The following is a 15680-nucleotide window of genomic DNA, read 5'->3' as shown; positions in this document are numbered from 1 at the left end:
CAACCGCGCCGCCGAGGGCGCGACCCCGGGCGCCGCTGCCGCGGGTGAAGCGGGCGCCGCCGGCGCGGTGGCTCCGGGCGAGGCGACCGCCGCCGCCGCTCCGGTCGAGGGCTCCGTCGAGGCGGCCGCTCCGGTCGAGGGTTCTGTCCCCGACACCGGGTCCGCGGTGGCTCCGACCGAGAACACCGCCGCGGTCGTGACGGTGGCGGAGGTGGCCACCGAGGGTGGCGTGTCCGACGCGGAGCCGCGGCCGGCGGAGGCGGGGACCCCTGGCGTGGATGCCGCGGGGACCCCCACGGCGGAGGCCGCCCCCGTGGCGACGGAGACGGTCGTGGTCGCTCCCGAGGAGACGAAGTCCCCGGCCGAGTCGCCCGAGGTGAGGGAGGTCGCGCCGCGCTCGTCCGAAGGGGGAGAGGGCTGACGCGCCTCCCCGACGGGCGTGGGAATGGCCGGCACGAGGCCCCCTGGGGTGTTACCCTGGGGGGGCAATGAAGCCGGCCCTGTGGTTCGCTTGCTGCGTGGTCCTCCTTGGCGCCTGTCGCTCACAGGCGCCTCGCTATGCGGTGGCGCCCGTGGAGGTCTCCGGCGCCACCCTGCGGGACAACGCGCTCCTGGGGCTGGCGCCGGAGGGCGTCGCCACGCTGTTCACTCGCGCACTGACGGGCTCCAAGCGCTTCGAGGTGAAGGGCGAGGGGACTCCCGGCGAGGCGCGTCCGTGGCGGTTGACGCTGGACGTTCCCTTCACGCGCGAGGTCCTCAAGGACGGAGACCCTCGCAGCTTCGCCGAGGTGGGCGCCAACCTCACCCTGGAGCGCTTCGGTGGAGAGCTTCCCCAGCGCTACGAGGTGGTGGGTCTGGGCGAGGCGCCGGTGATGGAGGACTCTCCTGACGGGCGCCAGGCCGCGATGCGCACCGCGCTGGAGGCCGTGCTGCACCAGGTGACGGACTCCGCGGTGCTGCAGTTGACCGCCATCGGCCGGGAGGACGACGCGCTGGTGCTGGACCTGCGCGCGGAGGACCCGCGCATCCGGGAGTTCGCGCTGCGCACCCTCGCGGAGCGGCAGCACCCCGCCGCCGCGCCGCTGCTCATCGAGCGCCTGAAGGAGTCCACCGACAGCGAGGGCCTGCGCAGGACGATTGGCTCGCTCGTGGAGATGAAGGCGCGCGTCGCGGTGCCGGCGCTCATCGACCTGGCGCGCGGACGGGACATCGGGTTCGTGCAGGAGCTCGTCTTCGCGGTGGGCGAGATTGGGGGCCCGGAGGCGGAGGCGTACCTGTATACCGTGGCGCAGGGGCATGACGCGCCCTCCGTGCAGGCCGCGGCGCAGCAGGCCCTGGAGACGCTCTACGCATCACGCAAGCACATCACCGCGGAGGCGCGTGGCCGGGACCACGCGGACTGACATCTTGATGAAGCGTTCGTTCGGAGTGGGCGGCGCGGCCCTGGTGGCCACGCTGCTGCTGGGAGGCTGTGCGCGCCGCGTGGAAGTGGAGCCGGAGCCCCAGGCGGCCCAGGGCAGCGTGTCGGACTACTACCCCCTGTCGGTGGGCAACCGCTGGACCTACCGGGTCAACGGGCGCGACGACAAGCAGGTCACCGTGGAGATCCTCAAGCAGGAGGATGGCTACTTCCACGACAACCAGGGCGGACAACTGGCGGTGGACGCGTACGGCCTGAGGGATCCGAAGCGCTACCTGCTGCGAGGTCCGCTGGCGCAGGGGCACGCGTGGACCAACGTCGTGTCGGTGTCCTCCACGGAGCGCTATCAGATTCTCCGGGCGGGGGGCGCGTGCGACGTCCCGGCGGGGACGTTCCCGTCGTGTCTCCAGGTGGAGGCGCGCAACCGGGTGGACGCGCAGGCGACCCTGGTCAACACCTTCACCTTCGCCGAGGGCGTGGGGATGGTGCGCCTGGAGACGGTGGTGGAGACGGACGGCAAGCGCATCCCGCAGACCCGGCTGGAGCTGACCCGCTACCAGGTGGGAGGCCGGGAGACGGCCGCTCCGCCGAGCGCCCCGCCCGCCGGCTGAGTGCCGTCCCGGAGACAGGGCGGACGGGCGTCCGCCCCACCGGGTTGAAAGCCCGGCCGCCGGTCCGTACCCTTGCGGCTCGCGCGAGGTATCACCGTGGCCGTGGAATCGACTGAGCAGACGCAGGAGGAGCTCATCCTGGGGTTCCTCTCCGAAAGCGGTGAGGACTACACCTCCGGAGAGGCCCTGTCGGGCAAGCTGGGCCTGTCGCGCACCGCCGTCTGGAAGCGGGTGGAGGCCCTGCGGACCAAGGGCTACCGCATCGAGGCCGTGCCCGCTCGAGGCTACCGCCTGGTGTCGGTGCCGGACCGGCTCACCTCGCTGGAGGTGGTCCCCCTGCTGTCCACCCACGACCTGGGGCGCACGCTGCACCACCACGACAGCATCGGGTCCACCAACGAGGTGGCCTTCCGTCTGGCGCAGGACGGCGCGGAGCACGGCGAGGTGGTCGTCGCCGAGCAGCAGACCGCCGGCAAGGGGCGCCGGGGGCGGGCCTGGGTCTCTCCTCCCGGGCTCAACCTGTACTTCTCCGCCATCCTGAGGCCGGAGCTGCCGCCGCAGCGCGCGCCGGAGTTGACGCTGGTGACCGCCGTGGCGCTGGCGGAGACGCTGCGCGACTCCGGCGTGGCGGCCGCCATCAAGTGGCCCAACGACGTCCACATCGACGGGCGCAAGGTCGCGGGCATCCTCACCGAGCTGTCCGCCGAGCCCGAGCGCGTCCACTTCGTCGTCGTGGGCGTGGGCGTCAACCTCAACTGCCAGGCGGACCACTTCCCGGAGGAGCTGCGCGCGACGGCGACGTCGCTGTCCATCGCCCGGGGGGAGAAGGTCCACCGGGCCCTCTTCGCCGCCAGCCTGTGGACGCGGCTGGAGGAGTGGCTGGACCTGTACCTGGAGACGGGCTTCGACGTGGTCCGCGCCCGGTGGAAGGAGCTGTCGTCCACGCTGGGGCAGGACGTGCTGGTGCGCACCGACCGAAACGAGCTGCGGGGGCTGGCGGTGGACATCGACCCGTCCGGCGCGCTGCTCGTCCAGACGGAAGGGGGCCAGGTGGAGCGGGTGCTCGCGGGGGACGTGGAGCAACTGCGCCCCCGCCAGGGTCCACGGGCGCGCTAGTCCGAGGTGCTGGAGGCGCGTCGTCGCCTTCCTTCGGGGTAGAGTGCGCGGCGTGATGCTCCTGGCCATCGACGTCGGCAACACCAACACCGTCCTCGGGGTCTTCGAGGGGCGACGACTGCTCGACCATTGGCGCGTGGAGACGAGCACCCGGCGCACCTCCGACGAGTACGGCATCCTGGTCCGCCAGTTGTTCACGCACAGCGGCATCGACCCGATGAAGGTGTCCGCGGTGGCCGTGTCGAGCGTGGTGCCGCCCCTCCAGTTCAGCCTGGAGAAGATGAGCGAGCGCTACTTCCGCATGCGGCCCATGTTCGTCGGGCCGGGCGTGAAGACGGGCATGCCCATCCTCTACGACAACCCGCGCGAGGTGGGCGCCGACCGCATCGTCAACGCGGTGGCCGCCTACGAGAAGCACAAGGGGGCGCTCATCGTCGTGGACTTCGGCACGGCCACCACGTTCGACGCCGTCTCCGCCCGCGGCGAGTACCTGGGCGGCTGCATCAGCCCGGGCATCAACATCTCCATGGAGGCGCTCTTCCAGAACGCCTCCAAGCTGCCGCGCGTGGAGTTCGCGCGGCCGCCGCACGTCATCGGGCGCAACACGGTGCACTCCATGCAGTCGGGGCTCGTCTACGGCTACGTGGGCCTGGTGGACGGCATCTGCGCGCGCATGCAGGCCGACCTCGGTCAGCCCATGAAGGTCGTCGCCACCGGTGGGCTCGCGCCGCTGGTGGCCAGTGAATCCAAGGCCATCCACGAAGTGGACGAGTTCCTCACGCTCGAGGGCCTGCGCATCATCTACGGAAGGAACCACGCGACATGACCACCGCCGCTCCCAGCAACGTCCCGGCGCCGCCTCCCGGGTGCCCCTTCAACGCGGAGTTCCTCCCGCCCAACCTGCGCAAGCACGTGGATCCAGCCGCGCCGGTGCCGCTGCGGATGATGGCCGCCAAGTCGCTGGTGCCGCTCAACCCCTCGGACATGGTGGGGGCGCTGTACATGCTGACGTTCGACCCGGACGAGGGCGTGCGCGAGACGGCTGGCAAGACGGCCGCCGCCCTGCCGGACCGCATCCTCGGCTCCGCGCTCCGTGACGAGGAGGTGCAGCCGCAGGTGCTGGGCTACCTCCTGGGCTTGTTGAAGACGAAGGACGCCTACGCGGAGATGCTCGTCCTCAACGCCAGCACGCCCGACGAGGCCGTCGCGGACGTGGCGCGGGACTGCTCGCCCAAGCTGGCGGAGATCATCGGCCAGAACCAGCTACGCCTGCTGCGCTACGAGGACATCCTGCGCAACCTGTGCTCCAACGCCCTGGCGCCCGTGTCGCTCATCGACAACGTGTGCGACTTCGCGGTGCGCAGCGGCCTGATGCTGGCGGACGTGCCCCAGATGAAGGCCGCGCGCGTGCGCCTCTTCGGACCGGAGGCGGCGGAGGCTCCTCCGGACCCGGGGCCGACCGCGGATCAGGTCCTCCAGGAGATGGGCGGCGAGGTGGCCGACGAGAACGCCGCGCCCATGGAGGAGGGCAAGCGGATGACGCTGACCCAGCGGCTGATGAAGATGTCCATCGCGGAGAAGATCAAGCTGGCGACGCTGGGCAACAAGGAGGCCCGCAACGCCCTCATCCGCGAGACGAACAAGCTGGTCGCCGTGGCCGTCATCCGCAGCCCGCGCATCACCGACGGAGAGGTGCTGGCGTGCGCGGCCAACCGGGCGATGATGGATGACGTCCTGCGCGTCATCTACAACAACCGCGAGTGGACGAAGAACCAGAAGGTGAAGCTGGCCCTGGTGAAGAACCCCAAGGTGCCGCTCACGATCACGATGAAGTTCCTCAACACGCTGCGCGACTCGGAGATCAAGGACCTGAGCCGCGACAAGAACGTGCCCGCCGCGGTGCAGGGCTTCGCCAAGAAGCTCCTCGAGAAGAAGACCGCGCCCAAGAAGCAGGAGGAGAAGTAGGGCGGGGGAGGGGAGCCCCTCATCGGGGGGCTCGACCCGGACCTGCGTGCCGACGACCCCGGACGATGAAGCCCGGGGCCGCGGCGTGGGGAACTTCAGGCGGCGGCCTCGTCCGCGTCGGCCACGGAGGAGGCGGGCTCCTCCAGCAACTGCGAGGCGATGGCGAGCGCCTTCTTCGTCTTCTCGCGCAGCTTCTCGTCGTTCTTGATGCGCGCGTAGAGCTTGGTGACACGCTCCTCGTTGCGCACCGCCGTGGCCTCGAGCTCGGAGATGCGCCTGCGCAGCTCGTCGGCCTCGTCGGCCGCGCGGGTGGTCTGCTCGGACAGCTCCACCTGGGCCTGCTCCACCTGGCCGCGCAGCTCGTCGGCCTCGCGCTGCGTGGACTCCACCTGGGCGCGCAGCCCGTCGGACTCCTCGCGCGCCGCCTGCACGTCCATCTCCAACTGGCCGGTGCGGTTGCGCAGCTCCTCCAGCTCCGCGTTCAGCGAGGCCGTCTGCGCGTTCTGCTGATCCATCTCCTCCTGGAGCGTGGTCAGCCTGGCGGTGGCGCCGCGTGCCTCCTCCTTCGCCGCGGCGAGCTGCTGGTCCACGCGCTTGCGGTCCGCCGTCAGCGAGTCCGCCTTGGTGGTGAGCGTCTTGATCTGCGCGTCGCGCCGGGCGATCTCGGACTCGGCCGAGCTGGCCTTCTGCTCCAGCTCCAGGTGCTGGTCCTTCAGCTCGACGATCTCCTGGTCCTTCTGGTTCAGCTCCGTCTTGAGCCGCAGGATCTCCTTGTCGCGCTTGTTGACCGCGTCGCGCAGGGCGAAGGTGTCCTTGTCGTTCTTCCCCGCGGAGGCGCGCGCCGTCTCCAGCTCGGTGGCCTTGCCCTCCAGCTCGGCCTCCAGCTCGCGCACCCGGTCCTCGGCGGTGGAGGCGGTGCTCCGCGCGTCCTCCACGGACGCCTGGAGCTCGGCCACCTTCGCGCGCAGGTTGCGCAGCTCGGCCGCGTCCGCGGCGGAGGTGACGGGGGCCGCGGGCGTGGCGGCGGCGGTCGGCGGGGCAGGGGTCCTCGCGGGCGGAGGAGTCGGCGTCCTCGCGGGAGGCGGAGTCGCGGGCTTCGGCGGCTCGATGACCTTCAGGGGGACCGGCGTGGGCGTGGGCGCGACCGGCGTGGGCACGGGCATGAAGCCCACCACCGTCTTCTCCGAGTCATCCAGCCCGTCCAACGCGTCGTCCGCGTCCGAACCCAGCGCGTCGAGGGTGGAGAAGTCCTCCTCCACGCCCTCCACCACGGCCTCGGGCGGCGCCTCGACGGGCTCGTCGACGATGGCGGCGGCCTCCGGCTCCGGCGCGGACATGTCGCTGAAGGCGGCGTCCAGGTCCAGCTCCTCACCCGCGACGGCGGGCTCCTCGCCGGTGTCGACGGAGATCTCCTCTCCGAAGTCCGCCGTCATCGGCTCGTCGCCGAGCGCGTCCAGCGTGAGGCTCTCGTCCACCACGTCCTCGGTGACGGGCGGCTCCGGGAAGCCGATCAACGCGCCCACGCGCTCCGTCAGGAGGTTGGCGTCCACCGGCATGGCCACGTACTCGTCCGCGTGCGCCTTCAGCTTGCGGTGCTGCGCGAAGCCGTCCGGGTTGCCCACGATGACGATGGGGACGTTCTTGAGGTCGTCGTCCTTCTTCAGCTTGCCGCAGATGAGGTAGCCGTTCTGTCCGGCCGACAGCTCCACCGCGAGCACCACGAGGTCCGGCCTGTCGCGGCGAATCTGCTCCACGCTGCCCTTGCCGTCGGCGGTGTCGTCCACCGTGAAGCCCCGGCCCTCCAGCACCGGGCGCAGGGTGGCAGCGAGGGCGGTGTCGCTTTTTTCGACGATCAGGATTTTCTTGGACATGGAGGAACGGCCCGACCTGGGTGCGGCGCGCGCGGGCGACCCCATGGCCCCCAGCGTGCGAGGAAAGAAGCGCCGTCGAGGCTATCGGCCATGTCAGGGACCGTCAAATGTTCGGGCCACACGGAATCTGGCCGCCCAGCGGTCGGGCAGTCGCAGGACACCGGGACATGACGGAGTTCCCCGGAGCGGACGGCTCAGGGATACGAGGCGGGCTCGACGGAGATGGCGGGCCGGGAACGCGCGGGCATCGGAAGTGTCTGGTACGAGTAATTCCCGTCGGAGGACTCGAGCGGACGCGGCGTGCTGGCCAGCGCGGCGGGGAACTCCGGCGCGCGCATGCCCTCGTGCTCCCGATCACGCTCGTTGAGCAGGCGGAGGATGTCGCGCTCGTCCATGTCGGTGACCATCTCGTAGACGACCTCGTGGTCCCGCCAGGTGACGATGTTGAAGCCCTGCGCGGAGTCCACCTCGACGGCGGGCAGCGCCTGGGGGCGGGGGCCGTCCTCGTCCGGGAGGACGAACACGCCGAGGCGGCGGCTGGGCTCGCCTTCGTCCGGCAGCGTCTCGTAGCTGATGTACGCGACCTCGCGGCCGTTCAGGATGGAGATGCGCCCGCCGAGCGGCTTGGTCTTGGGCAGTCGCGGCACCGCGACGCGCGGGTCCACCGCGCCCTTGAACCACTGCTCCACCTGCTCGCGGTCGGAGCTGGCGATCTCGAAGGGGAGCGAGCGCGTGTGGCGGTTCACCACCTCGATGCGGTTCACCAACTGGCGCTGCCGGGCTTCGTAGTAGGCCAGGGCTCCGCCCACCGTCACCACGACCAGCGCCACGGCACCCGCGCGCAACAGGTTGCCCACCTGCGCGCGGCGTTGCTCCTGGCGAAGCCCCACCTGGATTCCGGCGCGCAGCGAGTCCGGCGCGCGCATCCGCGTCACCGACTGACGCGCGGCCCTGCGCAGGGCCAACTGGACCTTCCGCTCCTCCTCCACCCGGTCGCGACACGCGGAGCAACCGGAGAGGTGCGCTTCGACGTCGTGCCGCTCCTCCGGCTGGAATTCGCCGTCGAGGTACGGATACAGCAGCCGTTCGAGTTCCTGGCAGATCATGGGCGCGCGGTAGGAACCTGTTTCTACCCCGTCTTCTTCCTTTGACGATACTCTTCCAGGTTCGACGGGGTGTTGGCGGCGTCGTCCTCGTGACGGAACACCCCCTGGCCCACCGCGTACTCACGCAGCGTCTTCTGCAGGAGCTTGCGCCCGCGGAACAGCCGGCTCATCACCGTGCCCACGGGGCACTCGAGGATCTCGGCGATCTCCTTGTAGGAGAACTCCTGCAGGTCCGCGAGGATGACCACGAGGCGGAAGTCGATGGGCAGCGAGTCGATGGCGCGCAGCACGTCGTCCGACAGGAGCCGGTCGAAGAAGTACTGCTCCGGGTTGGCCGCGAAGTCCGTCGCGTCCCGGCTGACGAAGCGCTCGTGCACCGCCTCGCGCTCGACACCCTCCACCACCGTGCGCTCCTTCACCTTGCGCCGGTAACGGTTGATGAACGTGTTCGTGAGGATCTTGAACAGCCAGGCCTTGATGTTGGTGCCCCGCTCGAACTTGTCGAAGAAGCGGTAGGCCCTCATGCAGGTGTCCTGCACCAGGTCCTCGGCATCCCGTTCGTTCTTCGTCAGCCGGAGAGCGGCCGAGTAGAGCGGGTCCAGGTGGGCCAGCGCCAATTCCTCGAATTCCTGCTTCGTCCGGTTGGGTTGTCTGAAATCCAACATGTCCCGCCTTCCAGAGGCCCGAAACAATTGGGGAATGAGTTGTCGCCTGCCCATCAATGTATGCACGGGAACAGACAGAGCAACAACGGCTTCCCAGTCATACCCGCCCGTACGCCTGCTTCGGGTACGTCGGACTCCGGGCGGGGAACTTTATTCCCTACCGCTTCAATAACGAAGGGGAGGCGGGATGTCGTCATCCACGCCTCCCCTGCGGAGAGCGGCTCGGCTGTCGGGCCGCCCTGCGGCCTACTTGCGGCTCAGCGCCTCGGAGATGGAGAGGTAGTCGTACCCCAGGTCCTTGGCGACGGCCTCGTAGGTGACGTGGCCGTTGTAGGTGTTCATCGCACGCGCCAGGGCGCGGTCGGACTTCACGGCCTCGACCAGGCCCATGTCGGCGATCTTCCGCGAGTAGGGGCGGGTGGTGTTGGTGAGCGCGTAGGTGGACGTCTGCGGCACCGCGCCGGGCATGTTGGCGACGCAGTAGTGCACGACGCCGTGGACCTCGAAGGTCGGGTTGTCGTGGGTGGTGGGCTTGCAGGTCTCGATGCAGCCGCCCTGGTCCACCGCGACGTCGACGACGACGGAGCCCTTGGTCATCTCGGAGATGAGCGACTCGGAGACGAGCTTGGGGGCCTTGCCGCCGGGGATGAGCACCGCGCCCACGACGAGGTCCGCCTCGCGAACGGAGTGCGCGATGCTCTCCGTGTCGGAAGCCAGCACGCTGACGCGGCCGAGGAACACGTCGTCCAGGTAGGTGAGGCGCTCCAGGTTGACGTCGAGGATGGTGACCTCGGCGCCCATGCCCACCGCGACCTTCGCGGCGCACAGACCGACGACGCCACCGCCGATGACGACCACGCGGCCGCGGCGCACGCCGGGCACGCCGCCCAGCAGGATGCCCTTGCCCCCGTGCGCCTTCTCCAGGCACGCGGCGCCGACCTGGATGGCCATCTTCCCGGCCACCTCGCTCATCGGCTTGAGCAGCGGCAGGCTGCCGTCATCCAACTGCAGCGTCTCGTAGGCGACGGCCGCCGCCTTCTTCTTCACCAGCGTCTTCGTCAGCTCCGGATCCACGCCGGCCAGATGGAAGTACGTGTAGATGATCTGGCCGGGCTGGATGCGCTCGTACTCGGGCGCGATCGGCTCCTTGACCTTGACGACCATCTCCGCGCGCTTCCAGACCTCGTCCGCGGTGGCGACGATCTGCGCGCCGACGCGCTGGTACTCCGAATCGGGGATGCCCGAGCCGACGCCGGCGTTCGTCTCGACCAGCACCGTGTGGCCCGCGCTCGTGAGCGCGCGCACGCCCGCAGGCACCATGCCGACGCGGTACTCACGGGTTTTGATCTCCTTGGGAACTCCGACGATCACGACTTGCCTCCAGCGAGGGACTGAAAAAAGCGCGCGGACCCTAACCAGGGGCCTGGAGGGAATCAAGGCGTCCTGCCCAAGCCGCGCGCATGCCTCCGGTGAGCGCGTGTTACCCCTGAAGGTTGACGCGCGGCGTTGGATGCAACGCGTCTCATGACGCTTCGGCGTCGAAAGAGAAGGGGGGCCGGTGGTAGTTAGCGTGCGCATGACGTCCGCGCCGAAGCTGCTGTTCGCCGACCCGAAGGGCCGGGTGATGGAGCATCCCTACCTGCTGGCCACGCTGCGCAGCGGCGAGGAGCTCGTTCCTCCGCAGGACAAGCCGATTCCCCTGCCGTCCGCCGGGCGGCTGGTCCACCTGCCGGGCAGGCTGCCGGTGGGGCTGCACCCGGAGACGGGCGAGCTGGAGCTGGTGCGGGAGATGAAGGTGGGCGGCAAGACGTTCGTGCCCAACGCGGTGGGCGCGCTCCTGCCTCCCGGCTATACCCGCACGTTCCTCCCCGGCGAGGTGAAGGGCAGTGGGCCGGTGTTGCCGCAGTGGGCGTACACCGCGGCGGCCTGGGGCGAGGACGGACCGGTGGCGTGGGCCATCCACACGGACCGTCGGTCGCATTGGGATCCGGAGCGCTACTCCACGCCGGACATGAAGGCGCTGGTGGAGCAGCACCTGGCGCGCTTCCCGGACAACCGCGTGCTCAAGCAGCTCAAGACGTGCGCGCTGCTGTACCGGTGCTTCACGTCGCAGAACACCTTCTACGTACGGGACGAGGCGGCCATCCCCGCGTCCGTGATGTGCAACGCGCGCTGCGTCGGCTGCATCTCCGACCAGCCCGCGGACGGGCCTCCGGCGTCGCACGAGCGCATGGATGACGGACCCTCCGGCGAGGAGATGGGCGCCATCGGCCTGTTCCACCTGGAGAACGCGCCGGGGCGCACCATGGTGAGCTTCGGGCAGGGCTGTGAGGGCGAGCCGCTCACGCGCTGGAAGTTCATCGCGGAGTCGATCCGCTACATGCGCGCGCGCACGGACAAGGGCTCCATCAACATCAACACCAACGGCAGCCTCACGAAGGGATTGGAGGCGCTGCTCGACGCCGGGCTGGATGCGGTGCGGGTGTCGCTCAACGCGGCGACGAAGGGGCTCTACGAGGCGTACTACAAGCCGGTGAAGTACGGCTGGGAGGACGTGGAGGCGTCCATCGCGCTGGCGCGCGAGCGCGGCGCATACCTGGCGCTCAACCTGCTCCTGTTCCCTGGCGTCACGGACCGCGAGGGCGAGGTGAAGGCGCTGGAGCGGCTGGTGAAGAAGTACAAGGTGGACCAGGTGCAGACGCGCCCGTTGGCCATCGACCCGCTCCAGTACCTGGAGGTCGCGCGGGACGTGGGCGCGGGCGGGGAGCCCGTGGGCATCCGCGAGCTGCTCCATCGCCTGAAGGCGGCGCGGCCGGGGCTCATCATCGGCAACTTCGCGCGCGGCCTGGAGGAGCGGGAGAACGCGGCGGGGCCCCGGGGAAGGTGAGTCTCCGCGCCCTCGCCTGAGCGTGCGCGTGCCTCCGTGGTGGTGCCCTGCACGTGCGGGGTGCCACACGAGGCGGCGTGATGGGGCGGCGCTCCGTGACGGGCCCCGCGTGAGATGAGCCCAGGATCGCGGTCCGTCCGACGGGTGGAGCCTCGGCCTCATCGACGGCGGGGGGCGCGATCGCGAACCGGGGCGCTGTCTGTCCACCTTGCATGCTCGCTGGTGGGGGGACGCGTCCCTGACGACGGGCGTGGCCGAGGGCCGGGGCGCCGTGTAGCCGCCTCGCATGCCCGCTGATGGAAGGACGTGCCTTCGGAGCGGGGGACCCTGGTCCCCCGGGACTACTCGTTGCCCGTGGGCATCAGCTCCTTGGCGACGAGGTTGCTCATGACGGCGTCCTTGGGGATGTAGCCGTCGGCGCCCGCCTCGCGGCAGATGCGCTGGAGCTCCTCGACGTTCTCGCCGGAGCACAAGAGCACCTTGATGCCCTTGAAGAGGCTGTTGCTCTTGATGAAGCGGCAGAACTGCTCGCCGTTCACGTTGGGCATGCGCACGTCCAGCAGCACCAGGTCCGGACGCGTCTGCTTCTTGAGGATGATCTTCGTGGCCTTGTCCGCGGTGTCCGCGACGTGGACCTCGAAGCCCTTCGTCACGAGGTCCGCCTCGATGATCCGCGCGGTCATCTCGCTGTCGTCCACGATGAGGATGCGGGGCTTGCGGCCCCCCGTGGAGGGCGCGGCCTTCAGGCCCGTCGCGGCCACCGGGACGGGCGCGGCCGCGGGCGCCGCGGGAGCCGCCTGCGGGGCGGGGACGGCCGCCGGGACGCCCAGGGCGGGCGCGCCGATGAGGTTCATGACCCCGCCGAGCACCGCCTCCAGGCCTCCGCTCTTGAGGATGTAGCCGTCCGCGCCGGACGCCCGCGTCTTGCCGGCCAGCTCCTCCTCGGAGATGTCCGAGTAGAGCACCAGCTTGGCGGTGACCTTCTTCTGGCGCCGCAGGTACTCGACGACGTCGTCGCCGAACATCTCCGGCATGTTCACGTCCATCAGGATGAGCGCGAACGGCCCCTCGGAGAGCTTCTGGTCGAGGCTCGCCAGGTCCTGGGCGCCGCTGGCCTGGTAGCCTGCGGCGGTCAGTGCCCGGACGGTGAGCTCCACCAGCATCGGGCTGTCGTCAATGACCAGTACGCGCGACATCGTCCTCCTCAAGGAAACCGGGTGCAACCCTACACCTTTGGTGGAGCGCGGACCATCGAAACGGCGAGCGGGCGGTCAGTCAGCGTCCGCCCCTTGACCGGTTTTCGTCGCCTCCGGATACTCCGTCGCCTTGACCACGACCTCGACTCCCCTCCAGCGAGCACTCCGGATGGCTCCGGACCGTGCCGTGGCCGCCCAGGCCCGGCCGGAGCAGGAGTTCTTCTGCTTCCGGGTGGGAGACCTGCGGCTCGGGGTGCCCAGCGAGAACGTCCTCGAGGTGTTCCGCGCCGGGCTGCTCACCCCCCTGCCGAGGACTCCTTCCTTCATCATGGGCGTCACGGGCCACCGCGGTGAGGTGCTCCCCGTCGTCGACCTGCTGCGCTTCCTCTCCAAGGGCGAGGCGCGCATCGGCCCCCGCACACGCTTGTTCGTCGGCATCACCGGCAGCATCGTGGCCGGGGTCGTGGCGGACACGGTGCTGGGCCTGCGCCGCATCCCCGTGGCGGACATCCTCCCACCGCCGCTGGGCGGGGACGCGGCGGCCGAGCACCTGCTCGGCGTCGTCCCGGGCGCCTCGCCCCAGGACAGCATCAACCTGCTCAACTTCTCCAAGCTGCTGCAGACGGCGCGGCAGCGGGCGGTGGCTCGATGAACGACGAGCACGTCGTGGAGCCGCAGGAGCAGGATGTGGACATCCTCTTCTTCGAGATCGGCGCGGGCCTGTTCGGGACGGATGCGTCGCAGGTGCTGCGCATCGACCGCTCGCTGCCGGAGGACATCACCCTCCCGGAGCTGGGCCCGCTCCACCGCGGCAACCGCGCGCTCGTGTTCGACACCCCGGAGGGTGAGGGCCACCTCAAGGTGGACACCGTGAGGGGCGTTCGTTCCATTCCCGTCACCCAGCTTCGCCGCATGCCGCCCACCGCGGGCGCGGCCCCCTATGCTGTTGGTGTGTGCCTGGACGAGGCCCATACCGTGCTGCTGATCGACCTGGTGGAAACCGCCAGGACCCAAGGAACGCAAGGAAGGCACTGACCGCAATGTCCCTGGACACTCCCAACGAGAAGCCCGCGTCCAAGGCCCGCGCCGCCCGGAAGGCTCCCGCCGCCAAGGCGGCGGGGACTCCTCCCGCGCAGCAGCCGGCCGCCCTCAAGCTCTTCACCGACACCCTGTTGCAGGTGCTCGCGGGCAACCTGAACGCCCGCGTGCCGCGCGAGCTGGTGGGCGCCGGTGGCGACGAGATGGCGCTGTTGCTCAACCAGGTGCTGGACAACCTGTCGGCCTCCGAGCACCGCAAGCAGGTGGCGGCGCAGGAGATCGACCAGGCCCTGGACGCGCTCATCAACCTGGTGCGCGAGGGCGACCTGTCCCAGTGGAACACCACCACGGAGGACCCCCAGCTCGGTCCCCTGCTCGAGGGCTTCGGCAAGGTCATCGAGACGCTGCGCACCTTCGTGCGGGAGATCAACGAGGCGGCCCTGCGGCTGTCCTCGTCCGCCAACCAGGTGCTCGCGGCCTCCACCCAGCACGAGACGTCCTCCACGGAGCAGGCGGCGGCCATCCACGAGACGACCGCCACCATGGAGGAGCTCAAGCACGCCTCCGCGCAGATCGCGGAGAACGCGGGCAGCGTGGCGCGCGTGGCCGAGGAGACGCTCGGCGCGGCCCGCGCGGGTCGGGGCGCCATCGGCGAGTTCATCCAGGCCATGCAGCAGATCCGCAGCGACGGCGTCGCGGTGGCGGACTCCATCGCCAAGCTGTCCAAGCGCGTGGAGCGCATCGGCACGGTGGTGGAGGTCATCGACGAGATCGCCGACCGCTCCGACCTGCTCGCGCTGAACGCGGCGCTGGAAGGCAGCCGCGCGGGTGAGGCGGGCAAGGGCTTCTCCATCGTCGCCGCGGAGATGCGCCGCCTGGCGGAGAACGTCCTGGACTCCACCAAGGAGATCAAGAACCTCATCACGGAGATCCGCGAGGCCACCGCCGCCGCCGCGGGCGCCGCCGAGGCGTCGAAGTCCGCCACCGAGTCCGGCGAGAAGCTGGGCGCCGTCGCCGCGCAGGCCGTCGAGGGCATCCTCGCCGGCGTGCAGGAGACGAGCGACGCGGCCCGCGTCATCAACCTCGCCACGCAGCAGCAGCGCACGGCCACCGAGCAGGTGGTGGCGTCCATGGCGGAGATCGAGGACGTGACGCGCCAGACGACGCAGGCGTCGAAGCAGGCGACGGGCGCCGCGGCGGAGCTCACGCAGCTCGCCGCCCGCCTGGCGGAGCTCATCAAGCGCTTCAAGGCCGACTAGCACTTCGGGGAAGGGGAGGGCGCCCAGCGCCCGCCGCCCATGGATACCGAGGCTCTCAAGAAATCCCTCCTGAAGAAGTTCCAGGAGGTCACGGCCGACCGCCTCCAGAAGATCCAGCTCGGCGTGCTGGACCTGGAGAAGGAGACCGCGGACCAGGCCGCGGACGACGTCGCGCGCGAGCTGCACACGATGAAGGGCGAGGCCCGCATGCTGGGCCTGGCCGCCATCGGGCAGTTGGCGCACGCCGCGGAGGACGTCCTGCGCGCCGAGCGCGAGGGCCGCACGGCCACGGAGATCGCCACGGACGTGATGCTCCGTGCGTGCGACGTGCTCTCCGACCTCATCGAGGACCTGTCCGGCGCGAACACCGGCACCCCGGCGAGCGAGGACATGGTGCGCGCGCTGGCGGAGGTGTCCGGTCAGCCCGCGCCCGCGATTCCCGGCGCGCGCCCCGCGCCGCCGAAGCCGGCGGTGGCGGCTCCCGTGGCCCCGGCGCCCGCGCCGGTCGCGGAGCCCGTGGCGCCCGTCGCCGCTCCCCGGCCTCCG

General features: G+C 70.4%; 15 protein-coding genes and 1 pseudogene. 11 read left to right on the top strand and 5 right to left on the bottom strand.

Annotated features, from left to right (window positions below):
- From LZ198_RS41775 to LZ198_RS41750, 6 genes and pseudogenes are all read left to right on the top strand, one after another.
- Positions 1-421, top strand: a pseudogene (locus tag LZ198_RS41775) (hypothetical protein); the annotation flags it as partial.
- Between the two features lie 67 nt (positions 422-488).
- Complete coding sequence (locus LZ198_RS41770) at positions 489-1403, top strand: HEAT repeat domain-containing protein (protein WP_253977765.1); 915 nt, start codon at positions 489-491, stop codon at positions 1401-1403.
- A 7-nt stretch (positions 1404-1410) separates the two neighbouring features.
- Positions 1411-2031 (top strand): hypothetical protein, encoded by a 621-nt coding sequence (locus LZ198_RS41765; protein WP_256560379.1) that lies wholly within the window; start codon positions 1411-1413, stop codon positions 2029-2031.
- A gap of 96 nt (positions 2032-2127) precedes the next feature.
- Positions 2128-3147 carry a biotin--[acetyl-CoA-carboxylase] ligase gene (locus tag LZ198_RS41760; protein WP_253977763.1) on the top strand — a complete coding sequence of 340 codons (1020 nt, stop codon included), beginning with the start codon at positions 2128-2130 and terminating at the stop codon, positions 3145-3147.
- 55 nt (positions 3148-3202) lie between these two features.
- Entirely contained in the window at positions 3203-3973 is a 771-nt protein-coding gene (locus tag LZ198_RS41755; protein WP_253977767.1) for a type III pantothenate kinase, read from the top strand.
- A complete protein-coding gene (locus LZ198_RS41750) occupies positions 3970-5112 on the top strand; it encodes a hypothetical protein (protein WP_253977762.1) in 1143 nt (380 codons plus the stop codon). Before LZ198_RS41755 ends, LZ198_RS41750 begins: the two co-directional genes overlap by 4 nt.
- A gap of 95 nt (positions 5113-5207) precedes the next feature.
- On the opposite strand, the gene LZ198_RS41745 is transcribed toward LZ198_RS41750, so the two are convergent.
- The 4 genes from LZ198_RS41745 to ald form a co-directional block, all read right to left on the bottom strand.
- Positions 5208-6983: a response regulator gene (locus tag LZ198_RS41745; RefSeq protein ID WP_253977761.1), complete on the bottom strand. Its 1776-nt coding sequence runs from the start codon at positions 6981-6983 to the stop codon at positions 5208-5210.
- A 194-nt stretch (positions 6984-7177) separates the two neighbouring features.
- Positions 7178-8089: an anti-sigma factor family protein gene (locus LZ198_RS41740; protein ID WP_253977760.1), complete on the bottom strand. Its 912-nt coding sequence runs from the start codon at positions 8087-8089 to the stop codon at positions 7178-7180.
- Positions 8090-8112: 23 nt separating this feature from the next.
- On the bottom strand, positions 8113-8754 hold the full coding sequence (locus LZ198_RS41735; protein ID WP_253977759.1) for a sigma-70 family RNA polymerase sigma factor: 642 nt from the start codon (positions 8752-8754) through the stop codon (positions 8113-8115).
- Between the two features lie 246 nt (positions 8755-9000).
- On the bottom strand, positions 9001-10125 hold the full coding sequence (gene ald, locus LZ198_RS41730) for an alanine dehydrogenase (protein WP_253977758.1): 1125 nt from the start codon (positions 10123-10125) through the stop codon (positions 9001-9003).
- Between the two features lie 205 nt (positions 10126-10330).
- Here ald and LZ198_RS41725 point away from each other — a divergent pair, with 205 nt between their 5' ends.
- Positions 10331-11641 carry a radical SAM protein gene (locus LZ198_RS41725; protein ID WP_253977766.1) on the top strand — a complete coding sequence of 437 codons (1311 nt, stop codon included), beginning with the start codon at positions 10331-10333 and terminating at the stop codon, positions 11639-11641.
- A gap of 341 nt (positions 11642-11982) precedes the next feature.
- Here the strand turns inward: LZ198_RS41725 and LZ198_RS41720 are convergent, their stop codons facing one another.
- Positions 11983-12837: a response regulator gene (locus LZ198_RS41720; RefSeq protein ID WP_253977757.1), complete on the bottom strand. Its 855-nt coding sequence runs from the start codon at positions 12835-12837 to the stop codon at positions 11983-11985.
- Positions 12838-13006: 169 nt separating this feature from the next.
- Here LZ198_RS41720 and LZ198_RS41715 point away from each other — a divergent pair, with 169 nt between their 5' ends.
- The 4 genes from LZ198_RS41715 to LZ198_RS41700 form a co-directional block, all read left to right on the top strand.
- Entirely contained in the window at positions 13007-13489 is a 483-nt protein-coding gene (locus LZ198_RS41715; protein WP_253977756.1) for a chemotaxis protein CheW, read from the top strand.
- Complete coding sequence (locus LZ198_RS41710; protein ID WP_253977755.1) at positions 13486-13872, top strand: CheW domain-containing protein; 387 nt, start codon at positions 13486-13488, stop codon at positions 13870-13872. Before LZ198_RS41715 ends, LZ198_RS41710 begins: the two co-directional genes overlap by 4 nt.
- Positions 13873-13877: 5 nt before the next feature.
- Positions 13878-15134 (top strand): methyl-accepting chemotaxis protein, encoded by a 1257-nt coding sequence (locus tag LZ198_RS41705; RefSeq protein WP_253977754.1) that lies wholly within the window; start codon positions 13878-13880, stop codon positions 15132-15134.
- 39 nt (positions 15135-15173) lie between these two features.
- A partial coding sequence (locus LZ198_RS41700) for an Hpt domain-containing protein (protein WP_253977753.1) occupies positions 15174-15680 on the top strand: 507 nt, incomplete at its 3' end.

This window comes from Myxococcus dinghuensis (assembly GCF_024198235.1).
GTDB lineage: Bacteria > Myxococcota > Myxococcia > Myxococcales > Myxococcaceae > Myxococcus > Myxococcus dinghuensis.
Note: the sequence above shows the minus strand (reverse complement) of the source record. Positions and strands in the feature narration are given on the sequence as shown.

Excerpts from the sequence above, each read along its gene's own strand:
- LZ198_RS41755 (WP_253977767.1), top strand. The coding sequence starts at position 3,203 with ATGCTCCTGGCCATCGACGTCGGCAACACCAACACCGTCCTCGGGGTC.
- LZ198_RS41735 (WP_253977759.1), bottom strand. The coding sequence starts at position 8,754 with ATGTTGGATTTCAGACAACCCAACCGGACGAAGCAGGAATTCGAGGAA.
- LZ198_RS41740 (WP_253977760.1), bottom strand. The coding sequence starts at position 8,089 with ATGATCTGCCAGGAACTCGAACGGCTGCTGTATCCGTACCTCGACGGC.
- LZ198_RS41770 (WP_253977765.1), top strand. The coding sequence starts at position 489 with ATGAAGCCGGCCCTGTGGTTCGCTTGCTGCGTGGTCCTCCTTGGCGCC.
- LZ198_RS41765 (WP_256560379.1), top strand. The coding sequence starts at position 1,411 with ATGAAGCGTTCGTTCGGAGTGGGCGGCGCGGCCCTGGTGGCCACGCTG.
- LZ198_RS41715 (WP_253977756.1), top strand. The coding sequence starts at position 13,007 with ATGGCTCCGGACCGTGCCGTGGCCGCCCAGGCCCGGCCGGAGCAGGAG.
- LZ198_RS41710 (WP_253977755.1), top strand. The coding sequence starts at position 13,486 with ATGAACGACGAGCACGTCGTGGAGCCGCAGGAGCAGGATGTGGACATC.
- LZ198_RS41725 (WP_253977766.1), top strand. The coding sequence starts at position 10,331 with ATGACGTCCGCGCCGAAGCTGCTGTTCGCCGACCCGAAGGGCCGGGTG.
- LZ198_RS41720 (WP_253977757.1), bottom strand. The coding sequence starts at position 12,837 with ATGTCGCGCGTACTGGTCATTGACGACAGCCCGATGCTGGTGGAGCTC.
- LZ198_RS41750 (WP_253977762.1), top strand. The coding sequence starts at position 3,970 with ATGACCACCGCCGCTCCCAGCAACGTCCCGGCGCCGCCTCCCGGGTGC.
- LZ198_RS41705 (WP_253977754.1), top strand. The coding sequence starts at position 13,878 with ATGTCCCTGGACACTCCCAACGAGAAGCCCGCGTCCAAGGCCCGCGCC.
- LZ198_RS41745 (WP_253977761.1), bottom strand. The coding sequence starts at position 6,983 with ATGTCCAAGAAAATCCTGATCGTCGAAAAAAGCGACACCGCCCTCGCT.